The organism is Streptomyces sp. NPDC001443, from assembly GCF_053597355.1.
The window spans coordinates 56,809-79,740 of sequence record NZ_JBSFIA010000008.1 but is presented as its reverse complement, the minus strand read 5'-3'; the positions used below and the strand labels follow the sequence as shown (position 1 = coordinate 79,740).

Annotated in this window: 17 protein-coding genes; 10 read left to right on the top strand and 7 right to left on the bottom strand. The window is 68.8% G+C overall.

Translation table 11 applies throughout. From position 1 onward, the window contains the following. The first annotated feature begins 93 nt into the window (after window positions 1-93). The 3 genes from ACWC24_RS11745 to ACWC24_RS11735 all read left to right on the top strand — a co-directional run bounded on the left by ACWC24_RS11745 (window position 94) and on the right by ACWC24_RS11735 (window position 3,367). Entirely contained in the window at window positions 94-765 is a 672-nt protein-coding gene (locus ACWC24_RS11745) for a hypothetical protein (protein WP_450662656.1), read from the top strand. Next, window positions 753-1,799, top strand: coding sequence for a hypothetical protein (locus tag ACWC24_RS11740; RefSeq protein ID WP_450662655.1), 1,047 nt, complete (start codon window positions 753-755; stop codon window positions 1,797-1,799). Before ACWC24_RS11745 ends, ACWC24_RS11740 begins: the two co-directional genes overlap by 13 nt. A gap of 113 nt (window positions 1,800-1,912) precedes the next feature. Next, complete coding sequence (locus ACWC24_RS11735) at window positions 1,913-3,367, top strand: PE-PGRS family protein (RefSeq protein ID WP_450662654.1); 1,455 nt, start codon at window positions 1,913-1,915, stop codon at window positions 3,365-3,367. 73 nt (window positions 3,368-3,440) lie between these two features. On the opposite strand, the gene ACWC24_RS11730 is transcribed toward ACWC24_RS11735, so the two are convergent. Continuing rightward, complete coding sequence (locus tag ACWC24_RS11730; RefSeq protein WP_450662653.1) at window positions 3,441-4,286, bottom strand: hypothetical protein; 846 nt, start codon at window positions 4,284-4,286, stop codon at window positions 3,441-3,443. A 361-nt stretch (window positions 4,287-4,647) separates the two neighbouring features. Between ACWC24_RS11730 and ACWC24_RS11725 the strand changes: the two genes are divergently transcribed. After that, complete coding sequence (locus ACWC24_RS11725; RefSeq protein WP_450662652.1) at window positions 4,648-5,349, top strand: hypothetical protein; 702 nt, start codon at window positions 4,648-4,650, stop codon at window positions 5,347-5,349. A 157-nt stretch (window positions 5,350-5,506) separates the two neighbouring features. Here ACWC24_RS11725 and pglW read toward each other — a convergent pair whose 3' ends face one another. The 4 genes from pglW to ACWC24_RS11705 form a co-directional block, all read right to left on the bottom strand. Beyond that, on the bottom strand, window positions 5,507-9,922 hold the full coding sequence (gene pglW, locus ACWC24_RS11720) for a BREX system serine/threonine kinase PglW (protein ID WP_450662651.1): 4,416 nt from the start codon (window positions 9,920-9,922) through the stop codon (window positions 5,507-5,509). A gap of 273 nt (window positions 9,923-10,195) precedes the next feature. Beyond that, window positions 10,196-10,903, bottom strand: a complete 708-nt coding sequence (locus tag ACWC24_RS11715) for an ester cyclase (protein WP_450662650.1) — start codon at window positions 10,901-10,903, stop codon at window positions 10,196-10,198. 99 nt (window positions 10,904-11,002) lie between these two features. Continuing rightward, on the bottom strand, window positions 11,003-11,776 hold the full coding sequence (locus tag ACWC24_RS11710; RefSeq protein WP_450662649.1) for an SDR family NAD(P)-dependent oxidoreductase: 774 nt from the start codon (window positions 11,774-11,776) through the stop codon (window positions 11,003-11,005). A 120-nt stretch (window positions 11,777-11,896) separates the two neighbouring features. Beyond that, window positions 11,897-12,565: an MOSC domain-containing protein gene (locus tag ACWC24_RS11705; RefSeq protein ID WP_450662648.1), complete on the bottom strand. Its 669-nt coding sequence runs from the start codon at window positions 12,563-12,565 to the stop codon at window positions 11,897-11,899. A gap of 80 nt (window positions 12,566-12,645) precedes the next feature. Here ACWC24_RS11705 and ACWC24_RS11700 point away from each other — a divergent pair, with 80 nt between their 5' ends. Beyond that, on the top strand, window positions 12,646-13,542 hold the full coding sequence (locus ACWC24_RS11700; protein ID WP_450662647.1) for a LysR family transcriptional regulator: 897 nt from the start codon (window positions 12,646-12,648) through the stop codon (window positions 13,540-13,542). 210 nt (window positions 13,543-13,752) lie between these two features. On the opposite strand, the gene ACWC24_RS11695 is transcribed toward ACWC24_RS11700, so the two are convergent. Further along, window positions 13,753-14,082, bottom strand: a complete 330-nt coding sequence (locus ACWC24_RS11695; protein WP_450662646.1) for a WhiB family transcriptional regulator — start codon at window positions 14,080-14,082, stop codon at window positions 13,753-13,755. A gap of 381 nt (window positions 14,083-14,463) precedes the next feature. Here ACWC24_RS11695 and ACWC24_RS11690 point away from each other — a divergent pair, with 381 nt between their 5' ends. The 4 genes from ACWC24_RS11690 to ACWC24_RS11675 all read left to right on the top strand — a co-directional run bounded on the left by ACWC24_RS11690 (window position 14,464) and on the right by ACWC24_RS11675 (window position 18,989). Further along, the gene (locus ACWC24_RS11690) at window positions 14,464-15,075 is read left to right on the top strand and encodes a response regulator transcription factor (RefSeq protein WP_003948568.1); all 612 of its coding nucleotides are present in this window, start codon (window positions 14,464-14,466) and stop codon (window positions 15,073-15,075) included. Window positions 15,076-15,370: 295 nt separating this feature from the next. Next, a complete protein-coding gene (locus tag ACWC24_RS11685) occupies window positions 15,371-15,958 on the top strand; it encodes a sigma-70 family RNA polymerase sigma factor (RefSeq protein WP_450662645.1) in 588 nt (195 codons plus the stop codon). A 213-nt stretch (window positions 15,959-16,171) separates the two neighbouring features. Next, window positions 16,172-17,677 carry an IMP dehydrogenase gene (gene guaB / locus ACWC24_RS11680; protein WP_450662644.1) on the top strand — a complete coding sequence of 502 codons (1,506 nt, stop codon included), beginning with the start codon at window positions 16,172-16,174 and terminating at the stop codon, window positions 17,675-17,677. A gap of 187 nt (window positions 17,678-17,864) precedes the next feature. Then, window positions 17,865-18,989 (top strand): GuaB3 family IMP dehydrogenase-related protein, encoded by a 1,125-nt coding sequence (locus tag ACWC24_RS11675; RefSeq protein ID WP_450662643.1) that lies wholly within the window; start codon window positions 17,865-17,867, stop codon window positions 18,987-18,989. Window positions 18,990-19,668: 679 nt separating this feature from the next. Here the strand turns inward: ACWC24_RS11675 and ACWC24_RS11670 are convergent. Continuing rightward, window positions 19,669-20,877, bottom strand: a complete 1,209-nt coding sequence (locus ACWC24_RS11670) for a nucleotide sugar dehydrogenase (protein WP_450662642.1) — start codon at window positions 20,875-20,877, stop codon at window positions 19,669-19,671. A gap of 275 nt (window positions 20,878-21,152) precedes the next feature. Here ACWC24_RS11670 and ACWC24_RS11665 point away from each other — a divergent pair, with 275 nt between their 5' ends. Continuing rightward, window positions 21,153-22,859 carry a glycerol-3-phosphate dehydrogenase/oxidase gene (locus ACWC24_RS11665; RefSeq protein WP_450662641.1) on the top strand — a complete coding sequence of 569 codons (1,707 nt, stop codon included), beginning with the start codon at window positions 21,153-21,155 and terminating at the stop codon, window positions 22,857-22,859. Window positions 22,860-22,932: the final 73 nt, after the last annotated feature.

Sequence of the window (22,932 nt, the reverse complement as noted above, 5' to 3'; positions counted from 1 at the left end):
CTGAGCCAGGCGAACTTCGCGCTGGCGAAACCGGTAACCTCCCCGCTACCGTCGGCTGCCTTGACTGCACATCTGTCTCACGGGGAGTTCACTGTGAAGCGCCGCTCTTTGCCGCTTGCTGCCGCGCTTGTCGCGACAGCAACCCTGCTGCTGACGGCCTGTGGCGGTGGGGGCGACAGGTCCACTGACGATCGAGAGATCGCAGGAGCTGACACCGATGCCACGAAGGCAGCATCGCCGAGCGCTTCGGAAACCGCAGGCGCCATCGACCGTCCGAGGATGACCTTTCCTTCGGACTTCGAAATGATCTTCGATCGCGTCGAGCCCTCCGATACCCGCGATGCTGCCGCACTTGGGGACGCCGAGAATTTCGTACGGGCCATGAACTATGGAATCGTCCGCCAGGACGCCGAGGATGCGGCCTACAAGTTCTATTCCACTCCGAACGGAAATGCCCAGGCATACGCCGAGAAGCAGATCAGGCAATACGTCGTCGGCGGCTGGACGGTCACCGGAGTCCAGCGGTACACGCGTGGCAAGGTTGACATGACTAGCGACGGCACTCGCGCATCTGTTTCCTTCTGTGACGACGACTCAAGGTTCTACGGAAAGGAGGTCAAGTCCAAGAAGATCCTCAAAACCAAGCCGAGCGACAAGGATTACTACTTCTTCGAAATCGTCATGACGGCGTCCAAAGAGACCAAGGGGCTGTGGATCGCCGAGGCCATCGAAGTGCAGAAGGAGGCCACGCAGTGCAAGGCGTGAAGCACAGATGGCTCGGCGTTGCCGCGGTGACGGCCGCACTGCTCCTCGGTCCGGCCCAAGTAGCTCTCGCCGGTGGCCCCATCGACAAGGGCACGACGGAGACCGACACCGGCCTTGAGGGCAAGAATCTATATGCCAAAGCAGCGGCGATCTCTTACGACACGTCACGCAACGGCTCTGGCCCGTCCGCCGGTCCCGTCGCGGTGGCAGGCAGTTCCTGGGCGCCACCCGCCTGCTGGTTAGCGCCCCTGTGGTCGGCCAAGGAGTTTGCACAGCAGACGGAAGCCACATACGAGAAGGTTTCGAACGATCCCAATCAGCCTCCTCATGCAAGGAAAGGCCAGTACGAGTACCGTCAGACCTACAAGGACGGCGAGTACAAGAACTACAACCTCGACAAGCAAGGAAAGGGAATGTGGTGGGGGCCGGTCGAGAACCCCAATGCACCCATCCTCGAGCGAACCGCGTGTAATTCTCAACTGCCGTTCTGGGTCGATAACGGGGAAACGCCCGACGTCAAGAACGCCATTACGCCGGAAATCCTGGCAGGCCTTGCCTACGAGCAGATCAAGGTTCCCGGAACCGAAGTCACCCTCGCGCCTTCCGGTGCGACCAAGGTGAATCTCCCCACTTGGGTCTGGCTGGACAAGGGAGAGTTCAAGCCGGTATCCGTTACCGCCTCACTCGACGGACCAGGCCTGAACATCCGGGCCACAACCACCGCGACACCCGTCTCCCTGAAGCTGCAGCCCGGGACCACAGACGCGGAGACCTATCCGTCTTCCGGTGAATGTGCGATCAATGGCGACGGATCGATCGGCGAACCATACGCCAAGGGCAAGGCCGACGAGATCCCTCCCTGTGGTATCAGATACCTCCGGGCCTCCGGCAGCAACGCTTTCAAGCTCCAGGCCACCATCACTTGGAAAATCACCTGGACCGGCTCCGGCGGTACCGGCGGCACCCTGCCTGACGGCGCCTTCGGCGGTGACCAGGACGTCACCGTCCAGGAGATTCAGGCCGTCAACCACTGATCGGCCCCGGACGGCACAGTCGAACTCGGCCGAAGGCGAGCGTGAACACGATACGACGTCTGTGAGCGTCGCCTCCGTGATCAGTATCGTCAGGAGCTTAAAGGAGGCAGAACGTGAGGACTGTCAACCCAGACGATCTTGAGCAGCTCGCCAAGCTCCTGGACGGGAGGGGAGGTATCCAGGACAAGCTCGATGAAGCCTTCACAAGAGCCTCCAGGCTCGGTGTCTCCAGTAAGTTGACGGCGCTCAAACCTTTACGGGCCTGGGCGACAGATGCGGCGCCCGATCTTCGCAAACGTGCGGCGTACGCACGACTGGAGAACGGTGACTCGGAAGCGGGTCTCTACTGGGCCGGCTTCAGCGCCGAGGAAATTCGAAAGCACAAGGGGCAGGGACTCGATCCGGACCAGCTGCTGCTGGCCAACTCTGTCGCCGCCAGTGACGACCCGGCCGCCGAGTCGTTACGCCGAGGCGATGACGAATCGATTGACGCGTGGATCGAGCGTCTTGAAGCGACCGCCTTCACGACGATTCTCGGCCTTGAGCCGCACAATAAGACTGTCGAGGCGATCGTCGGGGCCTGCCGAGAATACACAGGATTCACCGAGACAGCCGCACAGACCACTCTCATCGCGACAACACTGACGAGAATTCTGGTCGGAAATCGGATTCGAGAGGCATGGCGTGCGGGCGGCTGGACGCAACCCCTCCAGAACGGTGTGTACACGCTGCTGAGAAGGAGCGGCAATAGAAATCTGGTGCGCTACGGCAGGTTTGTCAGAGATTGGTATCCGGTGCCGAGATCGCTGAACGCTCCAGGCTCCTGGCTTCCCACGAAACTTGCCGGATTCATCTACCGAAGCCAGGGATTCCAGCGGTTGGGAAGCTTTCCCGGAATGTCCGCGCTACAGACTTGGGCTAGTTCCAGGGCATGGACCGGGTTGTCCGGCGTGAGGTTCATGGACTTTGGCCCGAACGCGATCGTTCGATTCATTGGCGGGAACAACGAGCTTGCGGAGAAATTCGGAGGGACTACACACGCGGGCATCGCGGCCAGGGCCGCCAGCGCCAACCTCCTCAGGGTCGCAGGCAATGCGTACACCGATGCGCGCACCGTCGAAGCGCTTGGCCGGGGTGCGGCCGTGGTCAGGGGTTTGGCTGCCACCGGAAAAGTGGCTGGTGCCTTCCGTGGTGTGGGTATCGTAAGCGGTGTCGCCTCCACCGTCATCAGCGCCAACACGGTTTACCACGACGGATGGCCGTGGGACAAAGGGAACTTCTCCACCCGTGAGAAAGGCGCTTCTTATGTCGCGGACGTCGCCGAAGCCGGGTTCAACGCCTCGTTGACGGCGGCCACTGTCGCTCCTACGCCTATCACCATCGGAGCCACCGTCGTGTTCGGTTCCGTCTACGTGGGCGCCAAGGTCGTTCAACACTGGGACGGCATAAAAGAGGGCGCGGGTAAGGCGGTGGATGCAGTCGGTGACGCGGCTGAGGAAGCTGTGAATGATCCCGTCGGCACGGCCAAAAAAGTCGGCCATGAGCTCAATCCCAAGAACTGGTTCTGAAACCTGGTGGAAGATTGGAGCGGGGAGCCGTCGAAGTGTTATCTGTGCGTGGCTCCCCTGTTCCGCAAAATTCTCACGCGGTGAACGCAGTTTCCTCGATGTCGATCAGGTCCGCCTTGTCCGGGAGAAGGTTCGTGATTTTCTCCCAGATTTCGCCGTTCCTTCTGCGCACCAGGAGCAACTTGCTCTCAGGCCCGACCTGCCCCTCCAGGATGGGCTCTTCGGGCTTTTCCCTTACCCAGTAGCCGCGCGGACCGCAGTCCCATACCGCCAGAGCCCGGATCATTGCGGCCCGCTCGCCCTCGTGCTTGCCGTCCCAGGCGGTGGAGATACGCCATGTGGCGTTGAGCGCCATGATCAGCTCGATGAACTCGCTCAGCTCTGGCTCCTCGGGGGCCCCGGCCCCTGCCAGCGCCTCGCGCACAAGCCCCCTGGCCGCAGTCTCGTCGCCGGCCCCCTGATTCAGCACGGATAGCGCCGAGTCGAAGGCGCCCATGGTCGTCTCGATGCGGGAGACCTCGGAGTGTGAGTCGTCGTCGGCCTGCAGATTGACCATACGCGCCAACTCCCAGACCAGACTGTGCGGGGCGATGGGTGTGTACACAGACTCTTCATCTCCGGGCCAGCCCTCATGCGCGATCACCGCGTCCTGGCCCACGACGACTCCATGGTTGACCGTCCCATGCTCGCCCGTTACCTCCACGGTCACCAAGACCAGCGGAGCAGCGAGGGCGCTGAGGATGTCCCTGAGGATCGGTGCCAGTTCGCCCTCCTCGCCGACGAGTCCGATCTGCGCGAGTTCGCCGAGTGAGGGCCATAATTCGTCGGGCGGATTCTCGCCGTTCAGAAGATGTCCGAAAACCGCTGTGTGGCGGTTCGCCAGCCTGAATCGCATCCGGGAGCTGTCATAGGAAGGCACGGGAGATCTTCACTCCAGTTTCTTGTAGCGAAGCGCCAAGGTTCCTCCGGCGGTATGTGCAGCCTGTTGGGGCGTTGTGGTGCATGATCCCACAAATGCCCTCAGTTTCTTAACTGTTCAAGCCGTCGAGCTTCAGGCATGTCGCTTCGAGTGCACGTGACGGCGCGGCGTCCGTCGAGGCGTGACGAGGCGTCCCGGGAGTGTTGCCGGTGACGGTCCGTGTTGCCATCTGCCTTGCTGCGCAGAGTGATTGAGTCGGATCGGACACTTGAGCCGCAGATGTCGGCCCCGTGACGCTGTCGCTGTGGCCCCGCTAGGCTCGGATCGCTGCATTGAAAAGCAACGGGAGGAGTCGTCAGCTATGTTCGGCAAGCGTAAGGTGCAGGAGTTGGGTCCCCCTGTGCCGGCTGTCGATTGGAGGGACGTCCGCCGTTTCACCATCGGTAGGACCGAGCGTTCAGTCGTCCACGGGAAGAAGCCCCAGCTCGGGCGGCTTGCGGTACGGGTACCCCGAAAGACGAAGGATGCCAGTACCTATGCTCCCTGCGCCTATTTCCGAACCGACTCGCCATCAAATCCAGTGTCTGATCCGGTTCTGTACGAAGATGAGACGGCCCATCGGGTTCTCTGCGCACTTGACGATCCCGTGAATGTCGGCAAGGAGGTGCACCGTACTGTCCGGGATGGTGCGGGTCAGGCGATCGGTGTGCTCCGTCGGATTGCCGCCTCGAACAAGTTCGCTCATCATAGTTGGCGCATAGACCAGCCGGACCGTCCCGAGATCGCGGGCCTAAGCCAATGGTCCTTTGCGAACAACAGCCCCAAAGAGCTGGCGATGCGTGGTCTTGAGTCGACCTTTACTTTCCTCTTGGAGGCGACGGCCGACCCCAACCCTCCGGCTGCGAAGGGTCGTAAACTTGAGTGGAAAGCCGAAGGTCAGTTGGTTATGGAGTCCAAGGGGATCTCGCAGTTCGACAGCAGCCTCGATATCTCTATCAAGGTGGGGTGGCTGGACCGACGTCTCGCCTTCGCTTTCGCAATGGTTGAGGACTTTCCGCTATAGCCGATCAGGTATCGGCCCGACGTCTCGGCTGTCAGAGCCTGGGTTTTGGACACTTCTGTGTTCGGAGAGGTTGTTGCTCGGGCCGGGTTGCCCGAAGAGGCTGACGAGCGATTCAGGGTAATCGGATGGCAGAAACAAGTCTCCCGGATGCGTATCGTCACACTTTGCTGGACCGCAGGTCCTTCAGGAAAAGTCCGTCCAGCACCTCCCACTCCGTGGCCCGGTCCACCACCTCCACCGTGCGTCCGTCCAGGGTGGGGGTGGCGCGCGGGTCCTCGACCGGCAGCAGCATCCACAGGCCGTGCGGAGTGTCGGCGGGACGCCGTGCCGACTGCTGCACGGTGGCCAGCAGTTCACGGCCGCCCGCCTCCCAGTACCGGGCGACCAGACCGGCTTCGTGGACCAGCAGGACGGATCGTGGACCGGAAGCCTCGGCCAGATCGACCAGTTGCCGCCGCACCCGCTCGGCCGCCAGCCGTGTGTACGAGGCGAGCGCCGCGCCCAGCGTGCCGGTCGCCGCGAACTTGGCGTCCGCCTTCAGCAGGGCCTCCCAACGCACCGACTGCTCCTCGGACAGGCTTTTCAGCGCGTCCAGGAACAGGGCATTCAGTGGCACGGCGGTGGTGTCGTACCGCTCCGCCAGCGCCTGGGCGACACCCGGCAGCTCGGCCCCCTTCAGGGTCAGGGCCAGGAAGCCGCCTCGGCGGCGAGCCTCCGTGAGCCGTGCGGACAGCACCTCGCGCGGGTCCTTGCCCTCGGCGATACGCCCCTGGGCGGCGGCGTAGAGGGAGCCGGTGCTGGTCAGCATGGAGGAGGACAGGCCCAGACGGCTGCTCGTGCCCTCGTCGGCCCGGGGGAAGAAGCGGCGTCGCTGCTGGTCGTGGACCAGGGGGAAGCCGGACTCCGCGAGGGCTTCGGCCAGCTCCACATAGGTCGTCTCGTCCAGCACGGCCAGTCCGGGGAACCGTGCCCGGACCCGGGCGAGCAGGTCCGCGGTGGTGATGCCGGTGTCGGGACGCACTCCCGCCGGCGCCTGTGAGATGCGCAGGGCGCGGGCCAGACTGAGGGCGAGGGGGAACAGCTCCAACCGCGGGGAGAACGCCACGCCACCCGCCATCGACGCGGCCAGTTCCACCAGCCGGGTGTCCGCGAGCGGCGTCATGCCCTCGGGCGCGGGCACCGTACGCAGTTCGCGGAGCACGGTGGCACGGCCGGGCAACGGTTCGCGACCGGCCAGATCGGCAGCCTGTTCGCCCAGCGCCGCCGCGTAGTCGGCGAGTTCGGCGGGCGTCGGATCGTCCGTGCCCGGCTGGTCCTCCAGTGCGATGACGACCCGGCCACCACGCCGCTGCACGGCGAACCGGGCCGGCGCCTCGGCCGTGTCGACGGACTCGGCATCGGAACGCTCGTCGTCCCGCTTACGGATTTCCACCTCGACCGCGGCACGCACCACGGCCAAGGCCCTGGCCTGTGCCTCCACCGGGTCGCCGGCGCCCGCGCCGTGCCGGGCCCGTAGCTCCGAGGCCAGTTCCTCGACCGTGGACACCCGGTCCCGGTCGGTCAGGATCGCCACCAGCTCGTCACGGATCCGTCCGAGCCACGGCAGCCGCGCCCACTCCTCGACCGCGGCCCGCTGGTTTCCGGAAACGGTCGGCTGGCTCATGCCCAGCGCCTTCGCGATCACGCTCTGGGCCGGCCACGGTTCCAGCGCCTCGCCGGCCTCCAGCACACCGGGGAGCTGCAACGTCGCACGGACCACGTCGGACCGGGGCCGGGTACGGCGCTTGCCCTCGGGTGGGGTGAGGCGCGCGGCCAGCGTGTCGATCGACTCCAGCACCTCCTCCGGAGCGTCCGGCTCCAGAGCCACCGGCTTCTTCACCGCCGACCGGCGACGCAGCGCCTGCGTCCACTGACGGTGCCGGCGGTTCAGCTCCTTGCGGATCGCGTTGCCCGCACCGCGGGCCCGGGAGATGTGGTGCGGCGGAATGTCCAGCAACTGCTCGACGGTGTGGGCCTTCAGGCCCTCCGCGACCGACACCGCCCTCGGCGACAGACCGGCCGCCGCGAGCGGAGTCTTCAGACGGGCCGCCTCGGCGGCCTGCTCACGGATGTCCTCCAGGTCGTCCGTGCTCGTCCCGACAGTGGCGGGCGTGGTCGCGGGCCGGGCCGCGTCGGCCTTGCGGAAGACCTGCCGCCACGCTTCCTGCAACTGCCCCAGAGTGTCGTGGCGCTGCTCGACGTTTCGGTGCAGCGCCCGCTCGAAGAATTCCTTCAGACCCTCGCTGAGAGCCTGCGGGAACAGCTCGGCCGACACGTGCAGGGCCGCGTCGGCCACCATCCGCGGGTCGCCCTGACCGTCACCCCACACGGGCCTCTCACCGGAGGCCATCTCGTGCAGGGTGACGGCGGCGGCGTACCACTCCGCGTGGTCGTCGTAGCGCGAACGGCCGGCACCGCCGAGGAAGGGGTCGAGGTACCCGCGGGTGCCCGCGTGCACATCCTGGTCAGGAGCGTCGGCCAGCGAGAAGTCGAACAGCATCAGCTGCCAGGAGCCGTCGTTGCGCTTGAACAGGCCCAGGTTGTCCGGCTTGATGTCCCGGTGCCGCACCCCGCGTGCCGCCAAGGTGTCCAGCGCCTCGAACAGGTCGTTGCCGAACCTCTCCAACTGGTCGTATCCCAGCGGGCCCTGGTCGCGCAGCCGGGAACCGAGGCTCACCGGCTCACGGTCGTCCTCCGCGCGGAAACCACCCGCGTACTCGATCTCCAGGACCGTATGGTGCGCGAGCTCGCGCGGTTCGGCGAGCAGCTTGACGATGCGTCCGCCGCCCACCTCCTTCAGCGCCTTCGCCTCCGCGAGCAGGCGGGCGTCCTTCTCCTGGTCCAGGGCGACCTTGAAGACACGGACGGGTACCTCCTCGTCCCCTGCGTCGGTCTGCCGGACCAGCAGCGCGCGAGCCGTGGCGCCCGTGCCGAGCACCCGGATTACCGTCCAGGTGTCGTCCAGCGACTGGCCGGGCTGCACGCTGAGGGGATCGGCGACGCGCCCGCCGGTCGACTGAGGGGCGGCCGCGTCCGCCTCGGCCGAGGCCAGCAGCTCCAAGAACTCGTCCACCGACGCGAGCCGGTCCCGTACGTCCGCGGCCGTGGCACGGAAGACGAGCGTGTCGAGAGCCGCCGAGACGGAGTCGGAGACCGCGTAGGGATGCAGCCCGGTGTCACTCTGCAGCCGTTCCAGAAGGGCGCTGCGACGATCCGCCGGCGGACGGCCGGTGAGCAGGAGATAGGTGAGCGAGCCGAGACCAAAGACGTCCAGGTCGACCGGGTCGGCGAACTCCTGGTCGGTCTCCGGGGCGAGATACACCTGTGCCGTGTCCGCGATCAGCCCCCCGTCCAGCGGGGTGTCACCGAGCGACCTGTGCAGGGTCGTCTCGAAGTCGCGGGCCGCCGTCTGCCAGTCGGCGATCCTGAGGACGGGCTCACTGCCGTCCTCGCGCGCCGAGACGTAGACCGATCGCGCGGACAGCGCGCGGTGGTACAGAGAGCGGTTGTGCGCGTAGCGCACCGCCTCGGCGAGCTGTCGCACCAGATCGATGCGTCGACCGGGGGCGAGGTGGCCGCCGTACGCGTCGAGGTAGGCGTCCAGCCGGAGATCCGACTCGCGGTGCCGGAACAGGATCGCCGGACCGCCCTGGTGCTCACGGATCTGTGCCGCCTGCACGATGCCGCGGTGGTTGATGCCCTGCAGCACCTGGTACTCACGACGGGCAGCCCGGTCCACCTTCGCGCGCTGCTCCTCGGAGGCGGCGGCTCCAGCCAGGTATATACGGACACGGCCGCTCTCCTGCACGAGCCCGTCGGTACGCACAGCCAGCCGGTCCTCCCAGCCGGGGCCCGCGTCGAGGGCACGGGGTTCGAGCTTCCAGTCGTCCCCGAAACGCAGATGGGCGGTGGAGTGGCTGATGCCGATCTTCTGCATCAGCCGTTCCAGGCGCTCACTGATCACCGGCGTGATCCGCCAGCTCTCCCGCTCGGGCGGGCGGCCCAGCAGGTCGTCCCAGATCTTCGGCAGGCCGCTCGCACCGTCGTTGAGACCGTAGACCGCGGTCCGCTGGAACTCGTCCAGTCCGCTGACGAGCCCGGGATCGTGGAGGAAGACCGCAGGCTTGATGAACGGAACATCCCGGGGAGACAGGCCGAGCACCCGCGCCGCCCGCTCCAGTTGTCCCTTCAGTTCCTTGGCCTTGAGGTCGGTCAGATGGAGGGGATTGCGCAGGGTGCGTACGCGGTCGCTGTGGAACTGCCAGGTGTCGCCGTGGTTCACGACCCTGCCGGGGTGGCCCTTCAACTCCAGCAGGTAGAGCCCGCCCGGCACGGCGATCAGCACGTCGCACTCGTTGATCCGGCCGGACGCCGCTGTGAACTGGAACGTGGCCCATGCCCGGTAGGGCTCGGTCTTCGGCATCAGCTCACGGAGATGGTCCAGCCCGGCCTGCTCCCAGCCGAACGCGGACTGCTGCGGCTGGAACCAGCGCCTCCGCGGGGTGGGAGCCGTCGGCTTGGGGACAGCGGGCACCGGGCACCTCCGGGACGGCGGTAACAAGAGGAGGGAGGGCGCTTGCGCCGGGGCCAAGGCTTTCCCTCACAACAGGTGCGAAATCCTAGTCGCCCCCTATGACAGAGGTTCGGCGGTAGGGGGTTCGCCGACGGCGGCCGAGGCCAGGTACGACCATGGGCGCTCACTGAGACACGCCGCACCGCCGAAGCGCAGCACGGCGGAAGCCCCCGTTCCCCGGTGTCCGGGGAACGGGGGCTTCGCCCCTCGCGGGTCCGTGGGGGAACCGGTGGCTCAGTTCCCCAGGGCGTCCAGTGCTCCCAACTGCGCCATCAGGCCGAGTCTGTCGTACTGCCACCAGCCCTCGACGAGCTTGCCGTCCTCGCCGCACCGGAAGACGGTCGTGCCCGTCATCGACACCCGGCGGCCGGTGGCCGGGATTCCCAGGAAGTCGCCGCGGTGCGTGCCCTGCCAGGTCCAGCGGGTGCACACCCGGTCGCCCTGGGCGATCTGCTCGTCCACGGTGAACGCGAAGTCGAAGGCGCCCCGCCACATCTCGAACTCGCGCCGCATGTTGTCCAGCCCGAGGGTGTCCTGCTCGTTGGCGGGGTCGTGGTCGTGGTAGTTCTCCGCCATCACGTTGTTCAACGGGGGCAGTTCACCGTCGGTGGCGATCAGCTCGAGGAGCCTGCGCGCGTTGGTCGCGTACAACTGCTCGTCGCGCACCACCTCCAGATCGGTGAAGGTCGGCATGCCGTCGCAGAGGGCGGCCATCTCCTGGAAGATCCGGTCGGTCTCGGGGAGATGCGAGTTGCGCATCGCGTCCTCGTACGAGGGGAACTCCACGATCTGTACGAAGTGCGCGTCGTCCGACCGGTCCTTGCCGATCAGATCGTGCGTCGCGCTCCGTTTCCCCCTGGTCTCCTCGACCCAGGTGTCCAGCAGCCGGTTCATCTCGTCGAACCGGCTCGTCCTGCACTCGATGAGCTGTACGAACGTCATGACGCCGCCTCCGGCCCCCCTGGGTCCGGTTCCCTCCGGTCATTCTCCCACCGGAGCGGCGGCGTCACCTGTCCGGCGGCGACGCGATCACGCCCTCGCTCACTGGGGCCCGTATTTGCGCCCCGTCCGCGAGGTGACACCGCCCAGCAGCCCACGTGGGGTCACCTTCACCAGGCCCATCAGCACCTTGTAGCGCGGGTCGGGGACGGACAGGGTCTTCCCGCGTGCCAGGTCGTCGAGCGCCGCCGCGACCAGTTTGTCGGCGTCCAGCCACATCCAGCCCGGGATGTTGTCCGTGCCCATCCCGGCCCGCTGGTGGAACTCGGTCCGTACGAATCCCGGGCACAGCGCCATCAGCCGGACGCCGCTGCCCGCCAGGTCCCGTGCGGCTCCCTGGGTGAACTGCACGACCCACGCCTTGGACGCCCCGTACGTACCCCGGGGCACGAAGGCCGCCACCGAGGCGACGTTGACGACTCCGCCGCGACCGCGCTCGCGCATCCCGCCGGTCGCCGCGGCCGTCAGCCGCAGCACCGCCTCGCAGTGCACCTTGAGCATCTTCAGCTCGTCGGCCATCGACACGTCGAGGAAACGGCCCTTGTTGCCGAAGCCCGCGTTGTTGACCAGCAGGTCGACGGGGCTCCTGCGATCGGCGAGCCGGTCCGCCACCAGGTCGATGCCGTCGTCCGACGCGAGGTCGGCCGTCAGCACCTCCGCCTCGATGCCGTGCCGGTCGTGCAGTTCGGTCGCCTGCTCCCGAAGCCGCTTGGTGTCGCGTGCCACCAGCACGAGGTTGTGCCCGTCCGCGGCCAGCCGCCGCGCGAACGCGGCACCGATGCCCGCCGTCGATCCCGTAATCAGAGCCGTTGTCATGGCCCAAGGGTAGTTACCCGGACCGTATCGGTCCGCTCGGTGCGGCGGCCGTCCGGACGGCCGCCGGACGGCCCCGGTCCGCCCGCCGGACGAGATTTCCCGGGGACGGGTGACGACGACTCAAGGCTGTCGTCGTCCCACGTACTTCCGGGCCGCCGCCAGAGACTCCGGGTGCAGGGCCGCACCGGCCGGGAGCAGTCGCGGCAGCAGCTCCCGTTCGGTCGTGGACGCCCGGAACTGGAGGGTCACGGTCACGTCGTGGTCCGGCCGGTGCACGATCTCGACCGGATCGCCCGCTCTGATCTCTCCGGGTTCGATCACCCGGAGATAGGCGCCCGGGGCACCCTTCTGCGTGAACCGCTTCACCCACGCCGACTCGTTCAGGTGGCCCTGGAAGGTACGGCACGGGATCCGCCCGGAGGTCACCTCCAGCACCACCGCGCGCCCGACGCGCCAGCGCTCGCCGATCAGCGCGCCGGACACGTCGACCCCGAGGGTCGTGAGGTTCTCGCCGAACACGCCGTTGGCGAGCGTGCGGTCCAGTTCGCGTTCCCAGTCGTCGAGGTCCTCGCGCGCGACCGCGTACACGGCCTGGTCGTCGCCGCCGTGGTGCCGTCTGTCGCACACCGCGTCCCCGGCCAGCCCGCTCCCGCCGGTTCCCTTCGGCCCGGGCGCCGCCACCCGCACCGGCCCGTCGGCCGGCCGCTTGTCGATGCCGGTCAGGCCTACCGCCCGATCCGTGTAGGGCACGGCCTGCGGACGGCCCAGGTTCACCGAGAGAAGCTCCATGGACGCACGGTAAGGGACCCGGCCCCAAAGCGTCGACGCATTATTGGGCACCGCATCCAAGAAGCGCTTATGCTCGAAGGGTGATCGAGGCCCGTCATCTCCGCGTGCTGCGCGCCGTCGCCGCCACCGGCTCCTTCTCGGCGGCGGGACGCGAGCTGGGCTGCACCCAGCCCGCCGTCAGTCAGCAGATGAAGGCCCTGGAGGCGTCGGTCGGCACCCCGCTGCTCATCCGCAGCGGCCGCGAGATGCGTCTGACCCAGGCCGGCGAGGCCCTCGTCCGGCACGCGGCCGGCATCCTGGCCGGACTCACCGCCGCCGAGGAGGAGGTCGCGGCCATCGCGGGTCTGCGCGCGGGCCGGGTCCGGCTGGTCTCCTTCCCGAGCGGCAGCTCCACCCTCGTGCCCGCCGCCCTCGCCGCCCTGCGCGCCGCGCATCCCGGCACCCGTGTCTCCCTGGAGGAGGCCGAGCCGCCCGAGTCGGTCGAGAAGCTCCGCAACGGCGACTGCGACGTGGCCCTCGCCTTCCGCTACGAGAGCGCGGCGGGCGCGGAGGAATGGGACGACCTCGTCGTGCGCTCCCTGCTGACCGACCGTCTGGTGGGCCTGGTGCCCGAGAACCACCGGCTCGCCCGCGCGCAGTCCGTGGACATCGGCGACCTCGCCCGGGAACCGTGGATCGCGGGCTGCCCGCGCTGTCGCGGACAACTGGTGGAGGCGTGCGAGAGCGCGGGCTTCACCCCGCGCATCGACTTCGCCACCGACGACTACCCCGCGGTGGTCGGCCTGGTGGGCGCCGGTCTCGGCGTCGCCGTGCTGCCCCAGCTCGCGGTCGAGTCCGTACGTCCCAGAGGGGTGCGCACGGTGACGGTGGAGCCGGCCGTGCGGCGGAGCATCGTCGCGCTCACGCTGCCCGATCTGGCCCAGGTGCCGGCGGTGGCGGCGACGCTGGCGGAGCTGGAGCGCGCGGCCGTCCGCTGAGGGGCCGGAAGCGTCGGGCGTCCCGGGCGCCGCACATCACGAAATACAGGGGCGCCGCACATCACTGATGCCGGGGGCGCACAGCTCCCCGGTGGTGGCCGCACTGCCGCCAGGCCATGCCTGCATGTCCATGGCGCTCGATTGTCGCGTCATGACGTCCGTGCGTGACGTCCGTGCGTGATGTCCGGGCGTATATGAAAAAACGTTCCTTCAGGTGTTCGAGCCGGCGTCCACGCCGGCGGCCGACGCCGATACGAGCCGGTTGCGCGCCCGGCCCATGAGCTCTTCGCGTTCGTCCTCGGTCAATCCGCCCCACACGCCGTACGGCTCGCGCACCGCCAGTGCGTGCGCCGCGCACTGCGCGCGGACCGGACACCTCATGCAGACCTCCTTGGCCGAGTTCTCACGAGCGCTCCGGGCCGCCCCGCGCTCGCCCTCCGGGTGGAAGAACAGCGAGCTGTCCACCCCGCGGCAGGCGGCGAGGAGCTGCCAGTCCCACAGGTCCGCGTTCGGTCCGGGAAGGCGGGAGAAATCTGCCATTGCGTGACCCCTTGCAGCCGTTCTGAGCGGATACGGTGCTCACGACCGTACATCTACGATCTAAGGAGATGAAAATATGACTCATTGCGAATCTAGCCTCGGACACCAACAGATGGGAAGAAATAGGTCTAAATGGGGCATGGCTTGTGATGAAAGACGGGAGGACAGCCGCGCGCGACTGCCCCGTGTCCGTCCCCTCACGTAGAGTGCCGAAGATGGCACAGAGCCCCGTAACTCTTTCGAGTGACCGTCGTTGAGAGTGCGGATGCGGTTGAGAACGCAAACGCTCGGGCAGGCGTCCGAGACGGTCGACCGCACAGGTGACGATTTCGTACCAGCCTGGAGGCACAAGGTGACGCGCATCAGCTGCGGAGGGCGGCCATGACATCCGTCCTCGTCTGCGACGACTCCCCGCTTGCCCGAGAGGCGCTCCGCCGCGCGGTCGCGACCGTGCCCGGCGTCGAGCGCGTGACGACGGCGGCCAACGGCGAGGAAGTCCTCCGCCGCTGGGGGGCCGACCGCTCGGACCTGATTCTGATGGACGTACGCATGCCCGGCCTGGGCGGCGTCGAGACCGTACGGCGGCTGCTGTCCGCCGACCCCGGTGCGCGCATCATCATGCTCACCGTCGCCGAGGACCTGGACGGAGTCGCCCTCGCGGTGGCCGCCGGCGCCCGCGGCTATCTGCACAAGGACGCCTCGCGTGCCGAACTGCGCGCCACTGTCACGCAGGCCCTCGCCGACCCGACCTGGCGCCTCGCCCCGCGCCGCCTTCGCTCGGCCGAGATGGGTGCCGCGCCCACGCTCACCGCGCGTGAGATCCAGGTCCTGGAGGGCATGAGTCACGGCCGCTCCAACGCCGAGATCGGCCGGGAGCTGTTCCTCTCCGAGGACACCGTCAAGACGCACGCCCGACGCCTCTTCAAGAAGCTCGGCGCCTCGGACCGTGCGCACGCGGTGGCGCTCGGGTTCCGCTGGGGCCTGGTGCGCTAGGCGTGCCGGATGGACCGGGCGCGTCGTCGCGGGGGCAGCGGAACCCGTAGGAAGTCCCAGGTGGTCCCCGCCTACCTCAAGGTGGGCGGGGATGGCAACCGGGCTCGCCCGCTGCCCGCTGCCTGTTTCGCCGCGGATGCCGCATCCTTGAGGTGTGGAGTTCCTCGGGGACGAGTCGGTCGAGCGGAAGAGGAGGGCGCAGGAGATGAGTTCCGGCGCACCTGCTCATAACGCTTCGGTGCACAACGATGGGCGCGGTGCCGCGGACCAATCGGCCGCAGGGCACCATGGTCCGATGCGTGAGGACGACGTGGCCACTGCCCCGGGGGCGATCGGTGCACTGGTCCACCGTGCCGTCGACGGGGACGATCAAGCCACGCACGACCTGCTCGCCCACGTCCATCCCCTGGCGATCCGGTACTGCCGCACCCGGCTGTCCCGGCTGCCGGGGGACGCGCGCCACTTCGTGGAGGACCTGGCGCAGGAGGTCTGCGTCGCCGTCCTCCTCGCCCTGCCCCGCTACCGGGACACCGGCCGCCCTTTCGAGGCGTTCGTCTTCGCCATCGCCGCGCACAAGGTGGCCGATCTCCAGCGTGCCGCGATGCGCCACCCCGGTTCGACGGCCGTCCCGTCCGACGAGATGCCGGAACGCCCCGACGACTCGCTGGGACCCGAGGAGCGGGCGCTGCTCAGCAGCGACGCGGAGTGGGCGAAGAAGCTGCTGGCCAGCCTTCCCGAGAACCAGCGTGAGCTGCTGTTGCTGCGGATCGCGGTGGGGCTGACGGCGGAGGAAACCGGCCAGATGTTGGGAATGTCACCCGGCGCGGTCCGGGTGGCTCAGCACCGGGCGCTCAGCCGACTGCGGGCGCTCGCCGAGCAGTGAGCGGGTCATGCCGCCGGGCCGGGTCGTCGGTCGGCGGCAGGGGATCGGGCTGCCTGTTCGGGCCGTCGCTCGCGCGCCGGACCTGAACGGGCGATCCCTCGTTCCCGTACGAACATACGAAGCCGGGAGCCGCTCCGAACCGTGGAATGAGCGACCCTCGCTTCCCGTTAGCATGGACATCCGCACCGATCAAGGCTATTTGGGGATGGTGTCATGACTGCGAACGTCGACGGAGTGCCCGGAAAATTCGCGACACTCGGGCTGACCTACGACGACGTGCTGCTGCTGCCGGGTGCATCGGAAGTGCTCCCCAACGCGGTCGACACCTCGTCCCGCATCTCGCGCAACGTGCGCGTCAACATTCCGCTGCTCTCGGCCGCCATGGACAAGGTGACCGAGTCCCGCATGGCGATCGCGATGGCCCGCCTCGGCGGTGTCGGCGTGCTGCACCGCAACCTCTCCGTCGAGGACCAGGTGAACCAGGTCGACCTGGTCAAGCGGTCCGAGTCCGGCATGGTCAGCGACCCCATCACGGTCCACCCGGAGGCGACGCTCGCCGACGCGGACGCGCTCTGCGCGAAGTTCCGCATCAGCGGTGTCCCCGTGACCGACCCGGCCGGCAAGCTCCTCGGCATCGTCACCAACCGCGACATGGCCTTCGAGTCCGACCGCTCCCGCCAGGTGCGCGAGGTCATGACGCCGATGCCGCTGGTCACCGGCAAGGTCGGCACCACCGGTGTCGAGGCCATGGAGCTGCTGCGCAAGCACAAGATCGAGAAGCTTCCGCTGGTCGACGACGAGGGCGTCCTCAAGGGCCTCATCACGGTCAAGGACTTCGTCAAGGCCGAGCAGTACCCCAACGCCGCCAAGGACGCCGAGGGCCGTCTGCTCGTCGGTGCCGCCGTCGGCGCCAGCCCCGAGGCGCTGGAGCGCGCCCAGGCCCTCGCCGAGGCCGGTGTGGACTTCCTGGTCGTCGACACCTCGCACGGCCACAACAGCAACGCCCTGAGCTGGATGTCGAAGATCAAGTCGAGTGTGTCGGTCGACGTGATCGGCGGCAACGTCGCCACCCGCGACGGCGCGCAGGCGCTGATCGACGCCGGTGTCGACGGCATCAAGGTGGGCGTGGGCCCCGGTTCCATCTGCACCACCCGCGTGGTCGCCGGCATCGGAGTCCCGCAGGTCACCGCCATCTACGAGGCCTCCCTCGCCGCCCGCGCGGCCGGTGTCCCGCTGATCGGCGACGGTGGCCTGCAGTACTCCGGCGACATCGGCAAGGCGCTCGCCGCCGGCGCCGACACGGTGATGCTGGGCAGCCTGCTGGCCGGCTGCGAGGAGTCGCCGGGCGAGCTGCTGTTCATCAACGGCAAGCAGTTCAAGTCGTACCGCGGCATGGGCTCGCTCGGTGCCATGCAGTCCCGCGGCCAGGGCCGTTCCTACTCCAAGGACCGCTACTTCCAGGCCGAGGTCGCCTCCGACGACAAGCTCGTGCCCGAGGGCGTCGAGGGCCAGGTGCCCTACCGCGGCCCGCTCGCGAACGTGCTGCACCAGCTCGTCGGCGGCCTGCGCCAGACCATGGGTTACGTGGGCGCCGCCACCATCGAGGAGATGGAGTCCAAGGGCCGCTTCGTGCGGATCACCTCCGCGGGCCTCAAGGAGAGCCACCCGCACGACATCCAGATGACGGTCGAGGCACCCAACTACAGCCGCAGCAAGTGACCCGCACGCGCGCGTGATCCCGTACCGGCTCACGCGCGCGTGACGTCGTACGAGAACACGCACCAGGTCGGGTACGACGGTGCGGCCGAGGTGTGGACGAGGGCGGCTCCGGAGCTCCGGGGCCGCCTTCGGCGTGCCGGTCGGCGATACTGGTAGACGCTGAAACGCAGAGGGAAAGGCCACAGACGTGACTGAGATCGAGATCGGGCGCGGCAAGCGCGGCCGCCGGGCGTACGCCTTCGACGACATCGCCGTCGTCCCCAGCCGCCGTACGCGGGACCCGAAGGAGGTCTCGATCGCCTGGCAGATCGACGCCTACCGCTTCGAGCTGCCCTTCCTGGCCGCCCCCATGGACTCGGTCGTCTCCCCGGCCACCGCGATCCGTATCGGTGAGCTGGGCGGCCTGGGCGTGCTGAACCTCGAGGGCCTGTGGACGAGGTACGAGGACCCGCAGCCGCTGCTCGACGAGATCGTCGGGCTGGACGACGACGCCGCCACCCGGCGCCTCCAGGAGATCTACGCGGCCCCCATCAAGGAGGAGCTGATCGGGCAGCGCATCAAGGAGGTGCGCGACTCCGGCGTGGTCACGGCGGCGGCGCTCTCCCCGCAGCGCACGGCCCAGTTCTCCAAGGCGGTCGTCGACGCGGGCGTGGACATCTTCGTCATCCGCGGTACGACGGTGTCGGCGGAGCACGTCTCCGGCTCGCACGAGCCGCTGAACCTGAAGCAGTTCATCTACGAGCTCGACGTGCCGGTGATCGTCGGCGGCTGCGCCACGTACACCGCGGCCCTGCACCTGATGCGCACCGGCGCGGCCGGTGTGCTGGTCGGCTTCGGCGGCGGCGCGGCGCACACCACGCGCAACGTGCTGGGCATCCAGGTCCCGATGGCCACGGCCGTCGCCGACGTGGCGGCCGCCCGCCGCGACTACATGGACGAGTCCGGCGGCCGGTACGTGCACGTGATCGCGGACGGCGGGGTCGGCTGGTCCGGCGACCTGCCCAAGGCGATCGCCTGCGGCGCCGACTCGGTGATGATGGGCTCCCCGCTCGCCCGTGCCACGGACGCGCCCGGCAAGGGCCACCACTGGGGCATGGAGGCCGTCAACGAGGAGCTGCCGCGCGGCAAGAAGGTCGACCTCGGCACGGTCGGCACGCTGGAGGAGGTCCTCACCGGCCCCTCGCACACCCCGGACGGCTCGATGAACCTCTTCGGCGCCCTGCGCCGGGCCATGGCCACCACCGGCTACAGCGAGCTCAAGGAGTTCCAGCGCGTCGAGGTGACGGTGGCGGACTCGCAGCACAAGCGGTAGGCCGTACGGCGCCGGGCGTACGGCGCCGGGCGGCGGCAAGGGCCGGTCATCTCACGTCGGTGAGGTGACCGGCCCTTCCGTATGCCCGCTGGGCCCGCGGCGCGTGGCGCGAGGGGCGTGTGGAGCGCGGTGGGGGCGCACGGGTGCCTTCGAGGCGGAAACGGGCTGGTCGGAGAGGTCGCGGGCGACAGCGTCCACCTCGGCGCCTCAGGTTTCTGGAGCGCCCCCTTCCAAGGACATGGTTCCGGACCCCGGCCCGCGGGGCCCGGCCCGCGTTCCGACGGACCGTCCACCGGGCTACTGGGCGGTGTCGTGGAAGGGGGCGCCCATGGGCCGTCACCGCAAGCCCACCCGCTGGGACCGGCTCCGTCTTCGGACGGTGCAGTGCCGCAGGAGGTGGATCTTGCGTCTTTTCGGATGGTGAGCGGCCGCCCCTACAAAACCTAGGGGCGGACACCCGTGATCCATCAGGAGCCTGCCGCAGTAGCCGCTGCGGTGGGCTCCACCTGTTTGGACGCTGAGCGGCGGCCCCTATGAAAGCTAGGGGCGGACACCCGTGATCCATCAGGAGCCTGCCGCAGTAGCCCCTGCGGTGGGCTCCACCTGTTTCGTACGGTACCGGCGGGCCGTGCCCTGTGCCACCATCCCCGGCGTCCGGGTCGGCCTCGCGCGCCCCCGTTCACAACCGGTGCGCCGCCCCCGTGGGAGTTGCGCCCCGGGTGTCGAGCAGGAGTTGGGCCTTCACCGACAGGCCCTGCATGTCGTACGTGCGGTGCTGCTGGAGGAGGATCGTGAGGTCGGCGTGGGCCGCCGCCTCGTAGAGGGAGTCCGCGCGGGGCACCGGCCGGTCCAGGACGCTCCAGGACGGCACGTGCGGGTCGTGGTAGCTGACGGCGGCGCCGAGCTCCATGAGCCGGGTCGCGATCTCGTGCGCGGGGGTGGCCTGCTGGTCGGCGAGGTCGGCCTTGTAGGTGACGCCCAGCAGCAGCACGCGCGCGCCGCGCGCCGACTTCCCGTGCTCGTTGAGGAGGGCCGCGGCACGCTGCACGACGTACCGGGGCATCCGGCTGTTGACCTGCTGGGCCAGCTCGACCATCCGCAGGGGGCGGCCCCCGTGGCCGGCCAGGTCCTGCGGGACGGCGTGGCCGCCGACGCCGGGGCCGGGCCGGAAGGCCTGGAAGCCGAACGGCTTGGTCTCCGCGCAGCGGATGACGTCCCACAGGTCGACGCCCAGGTCGTGGCAGAGGACGGCCATTTCGTTGACGAGGGCGATGTTGACGTGCCGGTAGTTGGTCTCCAGGAGGTGCACGGTCTCGGCCTCGCGGGGGCCACGCGCGCGTACCACCTTGTCGGTGAGCCGGCCGTAGAAGGCGGCGGCGGACTCGGTGCACGCGGGCGTGAGGCCGCCGATGACCTTGGGGGTGTTGGCCGGGGTGAAGTCGCGGTTGCCGGGGTCCGCCCGGCCCGGCGCGTAGGCGAGGTGGAAGTCGCGCCCGGCCCGCAGTCCCGAGACCTCCTCCAGCAGCGGTCGCAGGAATTCCTCGGTCGTCCCGGGGTACACGGGGGACTCCAGGATCACGGTGGTGTGCGGCCGCAGCCGCTCGGCCAGGGTGCGGGCGGCCGCCTCCACCTGACTCAGGTCGAATCCGCCGTCGGCGCCGCGCGGGGTCGGCGCGCAGATGACCGCGGTGCGGACCCGGCCGAGCTCGGCGGGCCCGGCGGCGGTCCGGAAGCCCCCCGAGAGCATCCGGCGCAGTTCGGCGGGGCTGAGCGAGCCGGATTCCGGCCCGGTCCGGTATCCGAGCGTGGCGATACCGGCGGCGACGGCTGCCTGGGCCAGGGGCAGGCCGAGAGGACCGAGTCCGATGACGGCGAGATCTGCGGGCATGGCGTGGGCCGTCCTTCCCTTTAACCGAAGCGGGACAGGTGCGCAAGCCGTGTGGACAAAACGAACGAAGCGCAATGTCACACTAGGAGTAAATATGACCCTGATGCGGTATTGGTCGGCTGTGTTTCCCGACAGTCCCGCGAATGTTGTCCACAGGCTGGGAGCGACTGGTGGCTGAAGTCGGGCATCCCGGTCAGGATTGGGGCATGGGGGATGCGGGCCCGGTCCTGCCCCCACAGGGTGTGCCCGGCGCGACCGACGAACGGGAGGCAGCGGTGAGGACAGCGACACTGGGACCGGCGCAGCGTGCCGAGTCACTGGCATCCATGGCCGAGAGCGAGCTGGACGTGCTCGTCGTCGGTGGTGGTGTCGTCGGCGCGGGCACCGCTCTCGACGCCGTGACGCGCGGCCTGTCCACGGGACTGGTCGAGGCGCGCGACTGGGCGTCGGGCACGTCGAGCAGATCCAGCAAGCTGATCCACGGCGGCCTGCGCTATCTGGAGATGCTGGACTTCGCACTGGTCAGAGAGGCGCTGAAGGAGCGCGGCCTGCTGCTGGAGCGCCTCGCGCCGCACCTGGTGAAGCCGGTGCCGTTCCTGTATCCGCTGCAGCACAAGGGCTGGGAGCGGCTGTACGCCGGTTCGGGCGTGGCGCTCTACGACGCCATGTCGATGGCGCGTGGTCACGGCCGGGGCCTGCCCGCACACCGGCACCTGAGCCGGCGTCATGCCCTGCGGGTCGCCCCGTGTCTGAGGAAGGACGCGCTCGTCGGCGCCCTTCAGTACTACGACGCCCAGATGGACGACGCCCGCTATGTGGCCACGCTGGTGCGCACCGCCGCCTTCTACGGCGCCCACGCCGCCAACCGGGCGCGGGTGACCGGCTTCCTGCGCGAGGGCGAGCGCGTGGTCGGCGCCCGGGTCCAGGACGTCGAGGGCGGCGGGGAGTACGAGGTCCGCGCGAAGCAGATCGTCAACGCGACCGGGGTGTGGACCGACGACACGCAGGCGATGGTGGGCGAGCGCGGGCAGTTCCACGTCCGTGCCTCCAAGGGCATCCACCTGGTCGTGCCCAAGGACCGGGTCCACTCCTCCACCGGGCTGATCCTGCGCACCGAGAAGTCCGTCCTGTTCGTCATCCCCTGGGGCCGGCACTGGATCATCGGGACCACCGACACCGAATGGAGCCTCGACAAGGCCCATCCGGCCGCCTCCAGCGCCGACATCGACTATCTGCTGGAGCATGTGAACTCGGTGCTCTCGGTGCCGCTGACGCGGGACGACGTCGAGGGCGTGTACGCGGGACTGCGCCCGCTGCTGGCCGGTGAGTCGGACGCCACCAGCAAGCTGTCCCGCGAGCACACCGTGGCCCATCCCGTGCCGGGGCTCGTGGTCGTGGCCGGCGGCAAGTACACCACCTACCGGGTGATGGCCAAGGACGCGGTGGACGAGGCCGTGCACGGGCTCGACATGCGGGTCGCCGAGTGCGTCACCGAGGACGTCCCGCTGCTGGGCGCGGAGGGCTACCGGGCGCTGTGGAACGCGCGGGCGCGGATCGCCGCGAAGACCGGACTGCACGTGGTGCGCGTGGAGCATCTGCTGAACCGCTTCGGTTCGGCGACGCAGGAACTCCTCGACCTGATCGCCGGCGACCCCTCGCTGGGGGAGCCCCTGCGGGCGGCCGACGACTACCTGCGCGCCGAGATCGTCTACGCCGCCTCCCACGAGGGCGCCCGGCACCTGGACGACGTGCTGACCCGGCGCACCCGCATTTCCATCGAGACCTTCGACCGGGGCACGCTCAGCGCCCGTGAGGCCGCGGAGCTGATGGCGCCGGTGCTGGGCTGGGACAAGAGCCAGATCGAGCGCGAGATCGAGCACTACGAGAAACGGGTGGAGGCGGAGCGCGAGTCGCAGCTCCAGCCCGACGACCTGACGGCGGACGCGGCCCGGCTGGGGGCGCCGGACATCGTGCCGTTGTAGGGCGGACGAGAGGTCGGGGGCCGTGCCGCCGCGGTCGGTCGGTCGGGCGGCTTGCGCCACGTCCCACTCGAAC